The organism is Mesorhizobium sp. WSM4821 (assembly GCF_055901555.1).
This window is the reverse complement of the sequence record NZ_CM148371.1, coordinates 6144269-6162280: the sequence shown is the minus strand read 5'-3', so window position 1 is coordinate 6162280 and position 18012 is coordinate 6144269. Positions and strand designations below refer to the sequence as shown.

Below are 18012 nucleotides of genomic sequence, written 5' to 3'. Positions count from 1 at the left end.
CAATGATCACCGCCGAGAAAAAAACGCCGTCACGCCTGGCCCCCTTCATGGTTTTTCTTGCAGGCGGCATTGGTATCGGCGCGTGGGCCGCCAGCCTGCCGTCCGTCAGTGCGGGACTGCAGATCGACAAGGGCACGCTAGGCCTGGTGTTGCTCTGCTTCGCGGCAGGCGCGATCATGACCATGACCAATGTCGGTCGGCTGGTGCCGCGGTTCGGCACGCGCACGCTATGCCTGGTGGCCTGTACCGGCTTCGGTCTGGCGTTGATCGTTGCACCGAATGCGCCGAGCGTGATGTCGTTGGGGTTCGTCGTCGCCTTCGCGGGCGCCTCGTTCGGAGCGCTCGACGTGTTGATGAATACGGACGCGGCCTTCCTGGAGCAACGTGTTGGCCGCCATATCATGTCGTCCTTCCACGCAATGTTCAGTGTCGGCAATCTGGCGGGCGCCGGCATCTGTGGGCTGGTTCTATCTGCTGGCGGCAACGTTCAGGCGTGCCTCGGCATTACGGGAACGGGCGTGATCCTGTTCGGCGCAGCCGGTTGTTGGTTGAGCGAGCCGCATATGTCAGTCCGCAAGAATTCTAACGAGGGCGCGGGACGGCTCGACCCTGTCCAGTGGCGACGGTTGTTGCTCGTCGGCGTGATTGCGTTCCTGGCGCTGTTTTCGGAAGGGGCGCTGATGGACTGGACAGCCGTCTATCTGGTCGGCAATGCCGGTGCGTCGGAGAGCACGGGAGCTTTCGGCTTCGCGGTTTTTGCCGGCATGATGGCGGTCGGTCGCGTGGTCGGCGACGCGATGGCCAATGCGTTCGGGCCGGCACGGCTGTTGCGGCTCGGCGCCGCGGCAAGCGCTCTTGCGCTGGCGGTGATCCTCGGCATCTCGACGGTGCCGGTCACCTTCCTGGCGCTCATCTTGTGCGGCTTCGGCATCGCCAACGTTGTGCCGTTGCTTTTTGCCGCAGCCGGCCGGATCGGAGGCCAGGCGGCGGGCTCGGCGATGTCGTTGGTCGCCACACTCGGCTATGCTGGCCTGCTCGTCGGCCCGGCCTTTATCGGTCTGCTGGCACAGGCCACTTCGCTGCGCGCCAGTCTGTGGTTGGTGTTCGTCGCCTTCGTCGTCATCACACTGTGTGCCGGCACGACCCGTCCACACAGGGCAGCTGACGCAAGTTGACGCATTGTTTGCTTATTTCCACGCCAGGAAAACGCTCGCCGCGAAATTGAACGGCGATCTGGATCGTGGTTCCATTCGCCAGAGTTGGACGTACGGAATTAGGATACAGATGACCGGTCAAGAAAACGCGTGTCGCAACCTGGCTTTTGCCGATGATTTCATCTCGGCGGCATTGGTCGACAATGTGCGCGACTTCGCCGTCGAGGACGGCGTGGTCGTCAACCTTTCGCCAAAGCCGATGGTGACGTCGGGATCAGCCGTACCCGGCATCGTGCCGGCCTGGAAGTCGACCGCGCTGAAGGGGGCGAAGATCGTCAGCGCGGAGCGTGCGGCAGTGCTGAAGATGAACAAGACCACCAACCTTGGCGGCGTCGCCCTGCGCGGCTGGGACTGGCTCGGCAACCGGATCAAGAGCTTTCCGCGCGATACGCCACTCTACATCTCGGCGCAGGACACGATCGGCACCGTGACGACCAATCCTCTCGCCTTTACCAACGAGGACCCCACCGTCGCGGCAAATCAGGAGTTCGAGCTGAAGCTGAACCTTTGGTGGTCGCCGGGAGAAACCGACTGCTTCATCCACAATGAGCACCCGTTCCTCGAGGTGCATACCCAGATCCACGGCGTCGGCCGCATGCAGAAATTCCATGAGCGCGAGCAGTCCGCGCTCTATGAAGATATCATGATGCCGGTTGGTTACACGCATGACCCATTCTGCCGCGTCGCCGGCAGGAACCGGTGGGAGTATCCTTGGCATCGCTACTATGCCGACACGGACTCGATCTGGTTGGCAATCGAGTTGCACCCGATTTCCTAGATGCTCTGTCTCGGCGCCTGAAAGGGCAAGACGGAGTCCATGTTCTGCCCATTGCATGGAAAGGCCAATGTTGAATCAAATCCGAAAAAAGCCCTTGATGCCAATCGCAGCCCTGGCAGGCCTGATATTGTTGTCGTCGGCGGGATCATATTTTTTCGGGGGAAAGATCGTGGCTTTTATAATCCGCACAAATCAGCAGAACGTCGAGTTATCCAGAATTAAGTGCGTGGCCCATTCCGAAGTATCCCATGCGTATAGCGAGCAACTTTGCGAAGGACCCGTTGACGCGGAATAAGCGCGGGAAGCGCCGCCGTATGGGTCGGGCAACATCAGAAGATCGTGATACCGAACCGAACATTCTCATCCGCATCGGCCGCGGCAAATCCTCTGGCTCGAACATATTTGCAAAGGACAGGACCGTGGACAGCATCGAACGCAAAGCGCGCGCGGTTCTCCTTCCCGCTATCGACAGTCTGGAATTGACTGATGATTTGAAACGCCATTTCGACGAAGGTGGCCGATCTCTTCTGCTCGGCGAGACACGGGCCGAATATGTTTCGCGTCGAATGAGCGATGCCAGACGCGCTTCAGAAAGAGCGGAGGATTTCCGCCGTCTGGCTGACGAAGTGGCCAACCGCGCCGACAGGGTGCTAATCGCGCTCGATCAGGAGCCAACCGGAATCGAACGTCTGCATGGACTGGCGCCGAGCTTTGGCGATCGGGCCGAACTGCTCTCGATGCTGGATGAGACAATTCGCCAACGGGCGCACGATATTGGCCGGAAGGCCAGGGAGCTAGGGGTTGGAATGTTCCTCGGTCCCGTGGTCGATGTCCTCACGGGTCGCAATCCCTGGCTGCATGGACGAACCCTTGACACAGATGCGCGCCAGGTCGCTCGCATCGCGAGAGCATTCATCAGCGGCGTCCAGAGTGCCGGCGTTGTGGCGACGGCCAAACACTTTCCCGGCCATCATGACATCACGGGCGACCCGGCCATCGAACTCGCGGATGTTCGAGGCACAGCAGAAGATCTTCTCCCGGGATTTGACGTTTTCCGCTCGACGATCCAAGCCGGCGTAGGCGCGATCATGACCGGCCCGACACTGGTACCCGCCGTCGATCCGGAGTATCCGTCCTCTCGCTCGGGGAAAACCATCAATTTGCTGCGCCACGATTTTGGCTTTTCTGGCATCATCGTCAGTGACGATATCGATGCTGTTGGGATGCTGCGAGGCCTTTCAGATGGCGAAACCGCAGTCGCCGCCGTGAAAGCGGGTGCCGACCTCATCCTTCTTCCGGCAGGCAGGGCAGACGAGGTTGCCATGCACATCGTCGCGGCAGTCCGATCGGGAGAATTGCCTGAACACCGGTTGGCCGACGCGATACGAAATGTGGAAACCAACAGCGATGCCCTGGGAGTTCAATAAGCCGTGTTCGCGAAGGTTGCGCATGTGGCACTTTGGACTGCTGACCTGGAAACATCGGCCGCCTTCTGGTTACGCTACTTCGACGCCACGCTCGGCGAGCAGTATGACAGTCGTCGACGCCCAGGCTTCGCATCTCGTTTCGTGGAATTGGAGAGTGGACCAACCATCGAATTGATGACCGGCCCGTGGGTTGCCGATGACATGGCGCGCGCCGGCGCCGAAGTTCCCGGCTGGGCGCATGTCGCCGTCTCGGTCGGTTCACATGAAGCCGTAGATGATCTCGCCAGGCGACTTGATAAAGACGGTTTGCTGGTTTCGCAGCCGCGCATGACCGGAGATGGCTATTATGAAGCAATCGCACGAACCCCGGATGGCTCGCTGGTAGAGATCACCTCCTGACTGCTGTGAACCGCATGCAAATCCCGGATCGCTTCATGCCGCCGACATTTAGTAAGGAAATTCAGAGCGTTATTCGAGGCGGCCCCAGCCCGCCCGCTACCTGCGCCCAGCAAGCGTCTCGCGCGTCAAACGGTGCCGCGAAGTTCACGCGCGTGCACAGGCAGAGAAGCACGCCGCAAGCGGGGTCATAGCTCGGAGCAGGAGCTGTTCATGCGCATTGCTGACGGCTCCGGATCAAGGCCAGCCAAATTTGTCCGCCGCCTGTCGCTTCACATGATCGCAATCGGGATCGACGTGACGGCGGGCGAGGGGGCGTTACAGACAGAACCGTTTTGCGCCTTCATGCCGATGATCAAGTCGTGTTCGATGGTGCCGTCGGCCATGAACCGGCGGAAATCATCTCGACTTGCTCCTCGGCTTCCCTAACCAGGAGGTTAACAATCGACGGCTTATTTTCATTTTACATTACCATTTCTGCATGAGAGACCAATGCCAATGCGGCTGAAAACCTTGCTGGAGGCTGGGTAGCCGCTAAGGGAGGAAAGCCATGAGACGCCTGCTTCTGGCCGCGGTGGCGGCAATAGCGCTTAGCGGAACCGCTGGTGCAGATACCATCAAGGTCGGCGTGATCGGCCCGTTCTCCGGTCCTTTCGCCATTCAGGGCAAGAATTTCAAGGCTGGCATCGACGCCTGGGTGGCATTGAACGGAGCCAAGGTCGGTGACGACGACGTTGAGGTCGTCTATCGGGACCTTCCGGCGGCGAATCCCGCGCAGGCCAAGGCGATCGCCCAGGATCTGGTCGTTAAGGAAAGCGTTCAGTATCTCGCCGGGTTCTATTTTACGCCCGATGCCATGGCCGTTGTGCCGCTTCTCGAGCAGGCGAACGTGCCGATGGTGATCATGAACGCCGCCACGTCGGCGATCGTGACCAAGAGCCCGCTCGTCGTGCGCACCTCCTTCACGCTCTGGCAGACTTCGGTGCCGATGGCGAAGGTGGCAGCCGCGCGTGGCATCAAGAAGGTCATCACCGTCGTCAGCGACTACGGACCGGGCGTCGATGCCGAGACGGCGTTCGCGACGACCTTCAAGGCGGATGGCGGCGAGATCGTCGAATCGGTCCGCATGCCGCTTTCGACCACCGACTTCAGCCCGATCATGCAGCGGGTAAGGGACTCCGGCGCCGATGCGGTCTTTGCCTTCCTGCCGTCCGGTCCGACCACGCTGGGCTTCCTGAAGTCCTACAACGAAAACGGCCTCAAGGGAGCCGGCATCCAGTTCCTGGCGCCTGGAGACCTGACGCAGGAATCCGATCTGCCGGCGCTGGGCGATACTGCTCTCGGCGTCACGACCACATTCCACTATTCCGTCGCGCATGACTCTGCCGAAAACAAGAAGTTTGTCGAAGCGGCGCGAACCGCGATCGGCAATCCGGTCGAGCTGTCCTTCCCATCGGTCGGCGCCTATGACGGCATGCGGGTGATCTATAAGATGATCGAAGCGACCGGGGGCACGCAGGATGCCGCCAAAGCCGTAGACGCCGTCAAGGGAATGACCTGGGAGTCCCCGCGCGGACCTGTCCTGATCGACGCCGCAAGCCGCCACATCACACAAAACATCTATCTGCGGGAGGTCGCCAAAGCCGCGGACGGCACCTATTACAACAAGGAGATTGAGACGTTCCCGAACATGACCGATCCCGGTCTCGCCGCCGCCAAATAGCCTTGCTGGGGTAAAGTCCCCCAGTTATCGGATCCATGTCCGCAGGCAGCGACCCGCCGGCGAGCGCTCGGAGTGAAAAATGCAGAGCGTGCTCAGCATCGCGGTCGACGCCCTTGCCTATGGCATGGTGCTGTTCGTCATCTCGATCGGCCTGTCGATGACGATGGGGCTGATGCGGGTGGTGAATCTCGCGCACGGTGCCTTTGCGATGGTGGGCGGCTATTTTGCCTCTTATGCCGTGCGTGATCTTGGTCTGGGCTATGTCGCCGGTGTCGTGCTGGCGGTGGCCGCAACCGTCGTGATTGCGGCACCGATCGAGCGCTTGCTGTACCGCCGCATCTATAACAAGCCGGAACTCATCCAGGTGCTCATGACGATAGGCATCACCTTCTGCGTCATCGGCATCGCGAATTTCGTGTTCGGGCCAACACTCAAGACCATACCGCTGCCTGAGATGCTGACTGGACCGGTCGATCTCGGCTTTCGCTCGATTGCCGCGCACAAGCTGTTTGCGATTCTGTGCGGCCTCGCCGTCGCAGCTTCCCTCTGGTATCTCGTCGAGCGGACGCCATTCGGGGTGAAGCTGCGTGCCTCGGTGGACAACACGCCGATGGCTGCTGCCCTCGGCGTAAGGACCAAGTCCGTCTTTGCGGCGAGCTTCGCGATTGCGGTCGGCCTTGCCGCGTTGGGCGGTATCGTTGGCGCCGAACTGCTGCCGATCGAACCCTATTACGCGCTGCGCTACCTGGTGACCTTCCTCGTCGTCGTTTCGGTCGGCGGAGCCGGCTCGATCGGTGGTGCCTTGCTTGCCAGCCTGGTGCTTGGCGCGGTCGACACGACGGGACGTTATCTGGTGCCGGAGTATGGCGAGTTCTTCTTCTACCTTGCCGTGATCGTCATCGTCTGCGTGTTTCCGCGCGGCCTACTTGGAAGGGGCTGACGGATGAACGCCAATCATCCTGCGAGCGTTGCCGGGCAAGTCGTTAAGCCGCGCTTCTCCGCTTCGGTCGACTGGATCGGTCTTGCCGCGATCCTGGCCGCCGCGGTCGTCGGCTATCTCCTGTTTCCCAACAATCTCGCGCTGCTCACGCGCGTCATCGGCATCATCATGCTGGTGCTTTCGATCGATCTGGTCACCGGCTTCTGCGGCGTGGCGACACTCGGTCACGCCGCCCTGTTCGGGGCCGGGGCCTACGCCGCCGGCATTGCCGCCGCGCATTTCGGCATTTCTGATCCGATCGCCATGATCGCAGCAGGCGCCGTCGGCGGCGCGCTCGCCGGCCTGATATCCGGCCTCGTGGTCCTGCGCGGCCACGGGCTAGGGCAACTCGTGCTTTCGATCGCTATCGTCAATCTTTTTCACGAGGCGGCCAACAAGGCCACGAGCTGGACGGGCGGCAGCGATGGCCTGACGGACATCGCGCCAAGCCCGCTGTTCGGTGTGTTCGAGTTCGATCTTTGGGGACGCAGCGCCTATGTGCTGGGGACAGCGCTGCTGGTGATCGTCTTCTTCCTGCTGCAGCGCCTGTCTCGCTCGCCGTTCGGCATGCTCTGCCGCGGCATCCGGCAGGACCCGATCCGGGTCGCGGCGATGGGAGCGTCGGTCAGGAAGACGCTGCTCAAGATGTATATCATCTCAGGCGCGGTCGCCGGTGTCGGCGGTGGCCTCAACGCGATCTCCACCCAGGTGGTGGGGCTCGACAGCCTGAGCTTTACCCTGTCGGCGCAGGCGCTGGTGATGCTGGTGCTCGGTGGCACCGGATCGCTCTATGGCGCAATCATCGGCACCGTTGTCTTCATGCTGTTCGAGGATTTCGTTTCCGCCGCCAATCCGTTTCACTGGCTGACTATCATGGGCGCGCTGCTGGTCACAGTCGTGTTGTTTGCACCACGCGGCATCTTCGGCACGAGCGCCCAACTGGTCAATCTATGGAGGCGGCGATGACCGCGCTGTTCGAGGTCGAGCGGCTGAGCAAGACCTTCGGTGGCCTGGCGGTGGCGCAGGCCGTCTCGCTGACGATGGCACCAGGCGACCGCGTGGCGCTGATCGGGCCGAACGGCGCCGGCAAGACCACTTTCGTCAATCTCGTCACCGGCCACCTGAAACCGGATTCTGGGGTCGTGCGGATCGCCGGCGAGCAGCTCAACGGCATGAGGCCGATGCAGCGCGTGCAACGCGGTCTGGTACGATCTTTTCAGGTCACTCGCCTGTTTCCGGAGATGACCCCAAGGGAACATCTGGCGCTCGCCGTGCTGCAGCGTCAGGGCCGTGCCGGCCGCCTGTTCGGCACGTTCTGGTCGATGCCGGATGTCCTCGAAGAGGGCGAGGCGCTGCTGCGCACCCTTGGCCTGGAGGCGGCCGCCGACCGCAAGGTGGCGGAGATCGCTTACGGACAGCAGCGGCTGCTGGAGATAGCCTTCGCGCTGGCGTTGAGACCGAAAGTGCTGCTGCTGGACGAACCCGCGGCCGGTCTTCCGCAAAGCGAAACGCCGCGCATCGAGTCCGCACTTGCCGGGCTTCCCGCCGATTTGGCGGTGCTCATGATCGACCACGACATGGATCTCGTGTTCCGTTTCGCGAAGCGAGTCATCGTTCTGGCCGCCGGCACGATCATCTTCGACGGCTCGCCCGGAGACGTGACCAAGGATGCCCGCGTACGCGAGGCCTATCTCGGGAGCTATGCTGATGACCGCAGTGCCGCTTGAGGTGTTGGGCCTGACCGCCGGCTACGGCCAGACCCGAGTGCTCGAAGATGTGTCTTTCATCGCCGCTGCGGGTGCCCGGCTGGCGGTGCTGGGACGAAATGGCGTCGGCAAGTCGACACTGCTCGCCACCATCGCCGGCCAGACGCGGCGCCACACTGGAGAGATCAAGCTGGGGGGCGTCGACATCGTCGGCAAGGACAGCGCCTCGCGCGCCTGGCTGGGCCTCGGCTATGTGCCACAGGAGCGCGGCATCTTCCCGTCGCTGACCGTCGAGGAAAACCTTCTCGTCGGGCTGAAGGATCGCCAGCGATCGGCCGTGGACGAGGCATACGCCATGTTCCCCCGGCTGAAGGAGCGCCGTCGCAATCGCGGTAACCAGCTCTCGGGCGGCGAACAGCAGATGTTGACGACAGCCCGCACCATCCTGGGCCGTCCATCCGTCCTGATGCTTGACGAGCCGCTCGAAGGACTGGCCCCAGTGATCTGCGACGAACTTATGGCGGCGCTGATGCGGCTCGCTTCCGCCGAAGAAATGACCATTTTGCTCGTGGAGCAAAGGATCCGTGCCGCCTTGGACTTCGCTGATCAGGTCATCATCCTCGAGCGCGGCCGGGTCGCCTGGGCAGGGACGCCAGCGGCACTGCGCGCCAGCCCGCAGACCGTCGAGAGGCTGCTCGGCGTTGCCGCGATGCCGCATTCGGTCGCGTAAGGGCTGCAGCGAAGGGCAAGGGCAGGGTGCATGCCTTGGCAAGCTTCAGGCGTGCTGGCTTGCTCCTTCACGGAGGGTCTGCAGTAGGATGCAGAAGGCCGGCGAGGGGCGGTATCGGTTCGCATCGTCGGGCCTGTCGACCGGTTAAGGCGACGAAGCGCCGCTGAAGTGCAGCGCGACAATCAATCAAGCTGAGAGCGCCGATGTTCGCGAGAAGCCGCGACGCTCGATAGTTTATGCCATAAGCCCGACAGCGCGCGCTTGGAGCCAGCGCGTCAAGCAAAAGCCGTCGCATCCAGCCTCATACGCGACAACGATGCGCGGACTTCACTCCCGGCTTGGACGGCTTGGCTGCGCCAGCGGCGCAAGCCCGAACACCGAATCCAGGTCGGCATCGAGGTCTATTCGGCTTTCATGCCGTTCGCTGTCCTTGTACGCATTCAATGCGCATTGTATTGCAAACTTGGACCATCAGCTGTATCTAAGGCTCGTAGACAGAATCGAGATCGAGCCTATGGCCCGTGCAGCCCTTGACGATACCGATCGGATGAACATCCGGGTGAAGCCGGAAGTGAAGGCGCGCCTGTTGCGGGCCGCCGCACTTCGCCATACCGATCTCACCAGCTTCGTGACCCAATCAGCCCTGCGTGAGGCGGACTCCGTCCTTGCCGAAGCCGACGCCGTCAAAGTTTCGGAGCGTGATTTCAGCCGCATCCTCGCACTCCTGGACAACCCGCCCAAGCCGAACGTCAGGCTGCGCGCCGCGGCGGCGGCACTGCCGAAGATCTTGTGAGCCTGCCGCCCTGGCACGAGGAGGCGATCGCTAGACCGCATAACCGCAAGCGTTTCGATTGCGGCGATGTCGGGATGAACGAGTTCCTGCAACGGTTTGCGCGTCAGGGGCATGAGCAGAACGCCGTGAAGACATTCTGTGCGATTGCCGACGATGCGCCGGACAGGGTCTTGGGCTTCTACAGCCTGGCGCCAGCTTCGGTCGAACACGACTCAGTTCCTGCCGCGATGACAAAGGGCCTGGCTCGCCACAATGTGCCGGGATTTCTGCTGGCGCGTCTGGCGGTGGACAAATCGGTGGCGGGCAGGGGGCTTGGTGGCCAACTTCTGCTCGCGGCCGCGCTGCGTTGCATCCGTGTCACGGGCGAGGTTGGCGGCGTGCTGATGATCATCGACGCAAAGAACGAGCGGGCAGCGCAATGGTATGTCAGTTATGGAGCAGAGGCACTCAGGGATCGTCCGCTGACGCTCGCTGCCCCGCTGGCGACCTTTGCCGCGACCCTTAGAGCAAGCGGGCACCTGTGAGCACGCCGTCGGCCGACAACCGCGCGGCCGAAATCCGGCGCCTTGCTGTGGGGCGCTTCGGAGCGCTGCGGGGCGGGATTCTTGGGCTCTGCTCGACGAAAAAAATGGCCATTTTCGGGTCGAGCCGCGGCCAGAGCAGCACGCTATCGGTCTAAGGAGGCGAGGAACTGCGCTATGGTTGAGACCAGCTGGCGCTTCGGCAGGCCGAAATGCGACGCGGCTGAAATCTCCACTAAGCGCACATTCAAAATCTTCAGCGTGCTCCCGTCGCGAGCGCCACAAACGCTAATGGGATGATACGGTGCATGGATAACACCCCAAGCGTGTAGTTTACGCCAATCTCGTCAATGCCCACAGTCCTTTCCGCGATGCTCTTACCGCGCACCCGTATCGTCGTTGATTAGGCATTCCACGTGGATTTGCCATATCCCTGCGCGGTTAGTAGAGGGCTGAAGCGCTCGCGCTTGCCGAAGTTCTCAACAAAAATCGGGCGGAGCAAGTTGCGCCAGCAGCCGAAATTGATTTGCTTCTGAATGCCCATTAACGGCGGCGAACCAGCTGTTGGCAACGTCAGGAAGATCGGCATGCGGGAATGCAGTCCGCTAGCTTGCCGGCGACCTTCAAGAACTGCATCACGATGCCTATGGCCGGCACCTGGGCTGCGGAACCAACGCCGACAGACACGCAGGGCACCCTTAGCTTGGAAGGCGCAAATCGGTCCACGAGGGGCGACCACTACTCGCGACGGAAACAACTTGAAGAAACGCTTCGCTACCCATAGCATGCCATCCCCTGGTGAAATCTGATCGGGAGGTCGGTGGGATCGGTCGGGTTTTTAAGCCAGTGCAGAGTAGGAGGATACTATGGCTTCCGAAGTACAGGCAAACAATGGCGTTAACGTCGAGGCGCTGCTCGGCGCACGCGAAGCGCTTACCAACGCCCCGGAGGCCGCGCAGTTCAAGTGGCGCGCGGCCTGCGAATGGAAGGATGGCACCCACAGCCACTCGACGGTCGAGAGTTTCTACGGTCTCGGCCAGGACCAGCATCGCAAGACCACCTTCGCATTCGATGCCGACCATCCGGAGGTCTTTGCTTCCTTGGATCAGGGCGCCACGCCTGTTGAATACGTGCTGGTCGGGCTGGCGAGTTGCCTGACAGCCGGCATCGCTGCGGTTGCCCAGAACCGGAACATCCAGTTGAAGTCGGTGAAGGCGACGATAGAAGGCGACATGGATATTGCGGGCATACTCGGCATCGACAGCGACGTCCGCAACGGGTTCAGCGGCATCACGGTGAAGTACAACATCGACGCCGACGCCAAGCGCGAGGATATCGAGGCTCTCGTCGCTCAGTCACAGAAGCGGTCGGCTGTCTATGACATTGTAACCAATCCAACGAACGTCACGGTCGTGGTGAATTGAACGGCGCTTCGAGCCGTAGACTCTCCTGATGAGAGGGCGCGATTAGTTCCGTCACCACAGTGATCGTCGGCGCAGGGCACGCGGGGCTCGCGATGAGCCGCTGCCTCGCGGAGCGCTCTATAGACCATGTGCTGCTGGAGCGCGGCGAGATCGCCCATACCTGGCGCACGGAGCGATGGGAGTCGCTGCGGCTGCTCACCCCGAACTGGCAGAGCCGGCTGCCGGGCTTCCGCTACGATGGCGACGACCCCGACGGCTACCGGACGATGCCTGAAGTGATCGACTTCCTCGGGAACTATGCCAAGGCGATCGGGGCTCCAGTCAGAACATACACGACCGTTACCTCGGTTAGCAGCGACGGGGCGGGATATCTCGTGCGCACGGACCGCGGCGAGTGGCGCTGCCGAACTGTCGTGCTGGCGTCAGGCGCGTGCAACATCGCACGCCTGCCCGATTTGGCCGTCCGCGTGCCGCCGTCGGTCGCCATGCTGACGGCACAGTCCTACCGCAATCCGGCTCAGGTCGCCGACGGCGGCGTGATGGTGGTGGGTGCATCGTCGAGCGGCACCCAGATCGCACAGGAGCTACAGCGTTCGGGGCGTCAAGTGACCCTGTCGGTGGGTGAGCACATCCGAGCGCCGCGCGTCTATCGCGGCAAGGACCTGGAGTGGTGGATGGACGCCGCCGGCGTGCTCGACGAGCGCTACGACGAGGTAGACGACATCAGGCGGGCGCGACGGGTTCCTTCGCTGCAGCTTGCCGGCACCCCCGACCGCACCACCCTCGACCTCAATGCGCTGGTCGACCTCGGCGTCAGGCTCATTGGCCGTCTCGCCGGCATCACCGAAGACGGCAAGGCCCAGTTTGCGGGGTCGTTGCGCAACATGTGCGCGCTTTCCGATCTCAAGATGGCCCGGCTGCTCGACCTCATCGACGAATGGGCGCACGCCAACGGCCTGGACGCTACGGTCGGGCCGCCGGATCGCTTGCCGCCGACCCGTGTCGAGGACAACCCGCCGCTCGGCCTCGACCTTACCGGAGGCGCGATCAGGACGATCATCTGGGCCACCGGCTACCGGCCGGACTACTCCTGGCTAAAGTTGCCGATCCTCGACCGCAAGGGCCACGTCCGTCACGACGGCGGCGCTACGGAACATCCGGGCATGTACCTGATGGGGATGCAGTTTCTGCGCCGCCGCAAGTCTGCGCTGATCGATGGCGCCGGCGACGACGCGCGTGATCTCAGCGATCATCTGGCATCTTACCTCAGGCAAAAATCAATCAACGTCTAAGGCCAAGGGAACAGGTCAGCTACCGAGACAACGCCGAAGCCCGTGAGCCTGCAATCATATTCCCAAGTGCAACTTCGGCTTCCAGAAGGGGCGGAACAACTCAATCTTGGGACAGCGGTTCATCACGACTTTCAAGCCCGCTTCCTCCGCCAACAGGGCGGCAGCGTCGTCGCGCACCCCAATCTGACTCCACAGAACCTTGGCACCAATTGCGATGGCTTCCTGTGCAACTTCCAACAGATCTTCGGAGCGGCGAAAAACCTCAACCATATCCACAGGCCGGTCGATGGCCGCCAGTGACGCGTACACCTTGAGCCCTCGAATTTCATCCAGACCGGGAGTGGGATTGACCGGGATCATGTCATAGCCGGTTTCGTGCAGAACCCTGAGAACACCATAGGAAAACTTGGTCTTGTCGGGGCTGGCGCCCACCATCGCAATGGTTTTGACCGATTTCAGAATGTCTTGCAGATAAGCCTCCGAATAGGGCTCATCATGACTCATGTGGGTCATTTCTTTGCTTCCAACGGGGTCGCAATATCGGCTTTCAATTCATGTGGGGCCAAGGGATCTAGGAAGGGGTTACGATAGAGCTTGTCGTGGCTTTCAACGCCGACCTCCAGCGTGCAGTCGCTCATAGGGCGGGCAATGCAGAGGATTATATAGCCATTGTTGATCTGGCGGTTGTTCAGCGCCCGCTGGGCCTTTTGACTGACTTTGCCGCTGATTATCTTGGCCGCGCAAGTTATGCAGCCGCCATACTTGCACCCGTAGGGCAGATCCACGCCCTGCTCGCGCAGGCTTTGCAAGAGGGGCTTGCGGTGATCGACGTCAAAGGCCGCACCGCCTTGGTTGGCGAGGGTGATGGTGAAGCTGGTCATACCCAGATGTCACTCGTGCAATCACCGCCGGGATAACGGGTTTCGTGGCAGCGGCTTGGTCCATTTGGTTCCTTGCCAAAATCGACGACAAATCGCGGATCAATTTCCATGCCGCCTTTTTCCGTATCGCAATTGACCATCAGCATGCATCCGCCATTGGTACGGATTTCCGGATAGAACTGATTGTCCCAGGTCGAGAAGAGCGAGGTCGTCACATAGAGGCGCTTGCCGTCGAGGCTGAGCTGTATCATCTGCGGCCCGCCAGTCACTTTCACGCCATTGACCTCAGGCGCACGGCCGAGAAGTCCGCCCATCCACACTTGTCCGGTGAGCTTGGCGTTGTGCGGGTCCGAGATGTCATACTGGCGAATGTCGCCATGCAACCAGTTGCAAAAATAGAGGTATCTATCGTCCATACTGAGCAGAATGACCGAGATCACGCCGGGTATCGGGATCGGCCATTCGGGATGCGGCTCATTGCCAACATCGACAATTTTTTCCCATTGCCAGTCACCCGCTGCATCCTTCCACCAATGAATGATATTTGCAGAAAGGGCCGCGCCGACAAAGCCGTGACTGCTATCGGGATTATGATGGAACCGCACTTCCAGTGGGAGCAAGCCGTCTTCACCGAGATAGAATGTCTGCTTTGGCTCCTTCTTCTCAAAATCCCAGAAATGGATCTCTCGGCCATACTTCAGGTGGCCAACCTCCTCCAGGTCAAAACCAGGCATGAAGGTATTGGGCGCGGCCCATTCCGAACTGACCATTGCGTTATGTCGCGGCTGGTACCAGAAATCATAACCAAACTTGATGCTGCCCATGGAGTTTTCCCAACGGCCGGCAATCTCGAACTCCTTGTTGAGTTGCAAATAACCGCCTGGGGCATTGCCTTGAGCGTCGCCAAGCATGGAAACGATGATGTCCGAGCCGAGGCAATGCACTGTGTGCGGCGCCGACAAGTTGGTCCTGGTTTTGATTTCAGCGCCGTCTATGACCTTGAACAGTGTCGGATTGCGGGGATCGGTTCCGCAATCAACAATATGCAGATTGGTCGAGCGCACCCCCGGCACAATCAGATACTTGCGCTCCATGCTCGCATCGCCATGGCACGACGAGCAGGCATTCCAGCCCATGTGATGAAGCTCATCGCCAATACCCGGCATTTGCAAACGTGAAATCACTTGGCTGTAAGTCGAACTCTCCGGGTCGACATCAATGGTACACAAATAGTCCGGCTTCTGAATGCCCGTGCCAGTGTAGATGGCAATCGTATAGAGCAGCTTTTCGCGAGGTGCCCTCATCGCCTCTGCCGGAGAAGCATAGCCCGGTCCACAGCAATGATTGGTCATGGGTACGTCCCCAGTTTTGAACAGATCACTGGCCGGCCCCAACGGGGGTCAAACTGGAATGTTAGTGCATGCTTGGCATTGGCGCTATGGCGGGGCGGCTGGTCAAGCGCACACCACGACGTGAAACTGAGCGAACAGAGCGCGTGAGCTGCTTATCCCAATGCTCATCACCGCCAATCAGCCATTTGGGGCTTGGGAAAAGACTTTTCCGGATCCCGCCATGACGCTCGCCGCGGTCGACCGTCTCGTTCATCACGCAACGCTCTTCGAGGTGAACGTCGAAGGCTACCGGCGGCGTGAGGCGATGGAGCGAAAGCGCGGCCCCGGGCGCCCCCGCATCATACGCCACTCCCGCCAACATCACCCCTGATTGACGCGCCCCGACAATCACCCTGAGAAAGCTTCTCATCCAGATCGTCGCGCTACAGCTGGAGATCTCGTTGGCGACAACGCCTGCCATGTCCTGTCTTCGCGAGCAAACACGCAGTATGAGAAGAACTTGGTGTATCTTGACGGGCATCGCGCACGCACCGCTTTTCCACTCCTGAAAGAACGTTTTTTGGCTTTTTGAGATGATCAGCCCGAAATGCTTATAGCGCGGCGATCTGGGAGAGACCTCTCATCCTGATCGCCGCGCCGCAAAATGCGCTCTCGCATCAGCGCACACGGTACGTCACCGTGAATGACGTTCTGGCTGACTGGCTCGTTCCAATGTTTGCATTCGCATAAGCCCGTGTGTACGGATGTCGTCGTCTTTCGTGCAAATACGTCAATCGCGACTGTCCCGCGAACGGTATCCACTAAGTGCCCGCGCGAACTCTCATGGCACATCTCGCTGATGGCCCGCTGGACCAATGTTCCGTGCTTCAGATGCGCGTACTCTCAGCCTTGTTGCGTTCGAAATAGAGATAATCGACATCGCGATGACATGTTATGCGGTTCTGTGTGAACCCAAGCCTCCTGAGCACCCTTTGCGATTGCTGGTTCGCTGGCCGGACCAATCCGACCAGTTTGCGGCAATCCAACCTGCCAAAGGCGTCGGCAACGATCAGACCGGCGGATTCGGTCGCCAGGCCACGTCCCGAGGCGCGCTCGGAGAAGCAATAGCCGATTTCGATGGCATCATATTTGAAGCTGCGCAGGCCGCATCGCCCAGCGAAGAGAAGATCACCGTTTGGCTGTTTTTCGAAGGCGGCAAAGAAAGTCAGCCCGAAGTCTCTCTCCTCCCGCAGATAAAGGTCCAGACGCTCGTCCGACTGGACGCGGGTCATCGGTTGACCGTCTGTCGTGAGCCGAACGACGAGTGGATCGCAATGAAGCTGAAACAACGCATCCGCGTCCGACGGCTGAAGGGGCCTCAGAAAAAGGCGATCCGTTTGCAAAACCATCAACGACCTTCTCCCGCTTTTGCGATGTTTGATGCAAGCGTGGTTGGCGACTTTGGGCCGGCCTCATCGGATGGGACAATCGCGGCAAGAGCTTCGCACAGCCTCTCAATGTCTTTGGGGTCATGTCCGGCCGTTGGACATATGCGCAACCCGGACCTTCCTTTCCGAACAGTTGGAAAGAAGACGGCCGACACGTAGAAGCCGCTGTCGAGAATGGCGCGTGCCGCTCCGATCGAAATCAGCTCGTCGCCGATGGCGACTATGCGGATCGGCAGCTTGCTGTGGGTCCAGCTCGTCTCGAACATCTGATCAAACAGCTGCAATCTGTCCTGGAGCGCCGACTGCAGGCGATGCAGTTCAGTCGTCCGATGCAGTTCCGCCGACGCGAGTGCTGCACCGATTGCCGCGACATTCGGCGATGCTGAAAAGGCATGCGCGACGGCGAAGCTGCGAAACAGATCTTCTTGTTGTGATGTGCCCAGCATGATCAGGCCGCCGGACGCCCCAAAGCCCTTGCCCAGCGAACTTGCAATGATTGTGCGATCGCCAAGTGGGCCTGGAATCCGAGAGCGTGCGTAGCCTTCGCCCCTGGGGCCGAAGATCGAGATGCCATGGGCGTCGTCGATGTAAAGAAAAAGCCCGTAGCGCTGCTGCAGCACCAGCAGGTCTTCAATGGGCGCGCCGCCGCCCATCGAGTAGATGCCGTCACAGATGTAGGCTACAGCGCCTTTCTGGCGGCAGATCGCCTCGAGTGCCTGCAAGTCGTTGTGGGGAATTGTAACAACTTCGGTTTCCTCGGCGATCGTGCCCTTGTGAAACGCCAATGACGCATGCGCCAGCTGGTCAAAAGCCATCACCGGCTTCTTGCCGCCGGTAAGATGCCCGGATGCCAGGATCGGAAGCGCGCCCATATTGGCGGCCAGCACCGTTGTGTAGACGATCACGCGCGCAGCGAAGAGATCCGAGAGACTGTCCTCCAGCTCGCCGATCAAACCGAAGTTCAGACGAGTACGCGCACACGACCAGTGTAGCGTGCCGTATCGCTCGATGGCCTCAAGAGCTCCGCCGACGATCTTTGGATGGTTGTCCAGGCCAAGATAGGAACAGCGGACGAAGTCGACGACCGAACGTTCCTTGTTCCGAGCAATGCTGATTGCCACGCCTCGTCCGGCGAGGGGACGCGCATATAGTGCCATCAGTCCCTCAAGACGCGCAGCGGTGAAATGGCTGCTTGCCGTGTCGATCAGGCCTTGCGTGTTTCGGCTTGCGTGCCTGTCGCCTTTTGCAGCATCTGCGGCAGATAGACTGACCATCGACTTCCTCCAGCGCTCGCGCGGCGAGAGAAACGGCAGGTCATGACCCAAGAAATCAGTTTCGCGCCGTGCCTCGTCGGTCCGAATAGTCGGCG

The 18012-nt window shown here is 60.8% G+C and carries 19 protein-coding genes and 1 pseudogene; 14 read left to right on the top strand and 6 right to left on the bottom strand.

Annotated features, from left to right (window positions below; genetic code table 11):
* The first annotated feature begins 47 nt into the window (after window positions 1-47).
* The 11 genes from AC0NID_RS30125 to AC0NID_RS30075 all read left to right on the top strand — a co-directional run bounded on the left by AC0NID_RS30125 (window position 48) and on the right by AC0NID_RS30075 (window position 10270).
* A complete protein-coding gene (locus tag AC0NID_RS30125) occupies window positions 48-1175 on the top strand; it encodes an MFS transporter (RefSeq protein WP_473458116.1) in 1128 nt (375 codons plus the stop codon).
* Between the two features lie 109 nt (window positions 1176-1284).
* Window positions 1285-1992 carry a hypothetical protein gene (locus tag AC0NID_RS30120; RefSeq protein WP_473458117.1) on the top strand — a complete coding sequence of 236 codons (708 nt, stop codon included), beginning with the start codon at window positions 1285-1287 and terminating at the stop codon, window positions 1990-1992.
* Window positions 1993-2240: 248 nt separating this feature from the next.
* Window positions 2241-3419, top strand: coding sequence for a glycoside hydrolase family 3 N-terminal domain-containing protein (locus AC0NID_RS30115; protein WP_473458118.1), 1179 nt, complete (start codon window positions 2241-2243; stop codon window positions 3417-3419).
* Between the two features lie 3 nt (window positions 3420-3422).
* Window positions 3423-3818, top strand: coding sequence for a VOC family protein (locus AC0NID_RS30110; protein WP_473458119.1), 396 nt, complete (start codon window positions 3423-3425; stop codon window positions 3816-3818).
* A gap of 547 nt (window positions 3819-4365) precedes the next feature.
* Window positions 4366-5538: an ABC transporter substrate-binding protein gene (locus AC0NID_RS30105; RefSeq protein ID WP_473458120.1), complete on the top strand. Its 1173-nt coding sequence runs from the start codon at window positions 4366-4368 to the stop codon at window positions 5536-5538.
* 79 nt (window positions 5539-5617) lie between these two features.
* Window positions 5618-6478: a branched-chain amino acid ABC transporter permease gene (locus tag AC0NID_RS30100; protein ID WP_473458121.1), complete on the top strand. Its 861-nt coding sequence runs from the start codon at window positions 5618-5620 to the stop codon at window positions 6476-6478.
* A 3-nt stretch (window positions 6479-6481) separates the two neighbouring features.
* Window positions 6482-7483 (top strand): branched-chain amino acid ABC transporter permease, encoded by a 1002-nt coding sequence (locus AC0NID_RS30095; protein WP_473458122.1) that lies wholly within the window; start codon window positions 6482-6484, stop codon window positions 7481-7483.
* Window positions 7480-8244 carry an ABC transporter ATP-binding protein gene (locus AC0NID_RS30090; protein WP_473458123.1) on the top strand — a complete coding sequence of 255 codons (765 nt, stop codon included), beginning with the start codon at window positions 7480-7482 and terminating at the stop codon, window positions 8242-8244. The genes AC0NID_RS30095 and AC0NID_RS30090 overlap by 4 nt, the downstream gene beginning before the upstream one ends.
* On the top strand, window positions 8225-8953 hold the full coding sequence (locus AC0NID_RS30085; RefSeq protein WP_473458124.1) for an ABC transporter ATP-binding protein: 729 nt from the start codon (window positions 8225-8227) through the stop codon (window positions 8951-8953). Before AC0NID_RS30090 ends, AC0NID_RS30085 begins: the two co-directional genes overlap by 20 nt.
* A 514-nt stretch (window positions 8954-9467) precedes the next feature.
* Window positions 9468-9746 carry a type II toxin-antitoxin system TacA family antitoxin gene (locus AC0NID_RS30080; RefSeq protein ID WP_473458125.1) on the top strand — a complete coding sequence of 93 codons (279 nt, stop codon included), beginning with the start codon at window positions 9468-9470 and terminating at the stop codon, window positions 9744-9746.
* A complete protein-coding gene (locus tag AC0NID_RS30075) occupies window positions 9743-10270 on the top strand; it encodes a GNAT family N-acetyltransferase (protein WP_473458126.1) in 528 nt (175 codons plus the stop codon). Before AC0NID_RS30080 ends, AC0NID_RS30075 begins: the two co-directional genes overlap by 4 nt.
* Window positions 10271-10670: 400 nt before the next feature.
* Here the strand turns inward: AC0NID_RS30075 and AC0NID_RS30070 are convergent, their stop codons facing one another.
* Window positions 10671-10856 carry a hypothetical protein gene (locus AC0NID_RS30070; protein WP_473458127.1) on the bottom strand — a complete coding sequence of 62 codons (186 nt, stop codon included), beginning with the start codon at window positions 10854-10856 and terminating at the stop codon, window positions 10671-10673.
* A gap of 277 nt (window positions 10857-11133) precedes the next feature.
* Between AC0NID_RS30070 and AC0NID_RS30065 the strand changes: the two genes are divergently transcribed.
* Window positions 11134-11691, top strand: coding sequence for an OsmC family protein (locus AC0NID_RS30065; RefSeq protein ID WP_292664767.1), 558 nt, complete (start codon window positions 11134-11136; stop codon window positions 11689-11691).
* A gap of 92 nt (window positions 11692-11783) precedes the next feature.
* Window positions 11784-12983, top strand: a complete 1200-nt coding sequence (locus AC0NID_RS30060; RefSeq protein ID WP_474033365.1) for a flavin-containing monooxygenase — start codon at window positions 11784-11786, stop codon at window positions 12981-12983.
* Between the two features lie 54 nt (window positions 12984-13037).
* Here AC0NID_RS30060 and AC0NID_RS30055 read toward each other — a convergent pair whose 3' ends face one another.
* The 3 genes from AC0NID_RS30055 to AC0NID_RS30045 are packed head-to-tail and all read right to left on the bottom strand — an operon-like array spanning window position 13038 to window position 15216.
* Window positions 13038-13487: a CoA-binding protein gene (locus tag AC0NID_RS30055; protein WP_473458156.1), complete on the bottom strand. Its 450-nt coding sequence runs from the start codon at window positions 13485-13487 to the stop codon at window positions 13038-13040.
* Between the two features lie 5 nt (window positions 13488-13492).
* Window positions 13493-13864 (bottom strand): 2Fe-2S iron-sulfur cluster-binding protein, encoded by a 372-nt coding sequence (locus AC0NID_RS30050; RefSeq protein ID WP_473458129.1) that lies wholly within the window; start codon window positions 13862-13864, stop codon window positions 13493-13495.
* Entirely contained in the window at window positions 13861-15216 is a 1356-nt protein-coding gene (locus AC0NID_RS30045) for a selenium-binding family protein (RefSeq protein ID WP_473458130.1), read from the bottom strand. The genes AC0NID_RS30050 and AC0NID_RS30045 overlap by 4 nt, the downstream gene beginning before the upstream one ends.
* A 160-nt stretch (window positions 15217-15376) precedes the next feature.
* Here AC0NID_RS30045 and AC0NID_RS30040 point away from each other — a divergent pair.
* Window positions 15377-15590: pseudogene (locus AC0NID_RS30040) on the top strand (ATP-binding protein); the annotation flags it as partial.
* A gap of 492 nt (window positions 15591-16082) precedes the next feature.
* On the opposite strand, the gene AC0NID_RS30035 reads toward AC0NID_RS30040, so the two are convergent.
* Window positions 16083-16604, bottom strand: a complete 522-nt coding sequence (locus AC0NID_RS30035; RefSeq protein ID WP_473458131.1) for a GNAT family N-acetyltransferase — start codon at window positions 16602-16604, stop codon at window positions 16083-16085.
* Entirely contained in the window at window positions 16604-17917 is a 1314-nt protein-coding gene (locus AC0NID_RS30030) for an aminotransferase class I/II-fold pyridoxal phosphate-dependent enzyme (protein ID WP_473458132.1), read from the bottom strand. Before AC0NID_RS30030 ends, AC0NID_RS30035 begins: the two co-directional genes overlap by 1 nt.
* Between the last annotated feature and the right edge of the window lie 95 nt (window positions 17918-18012).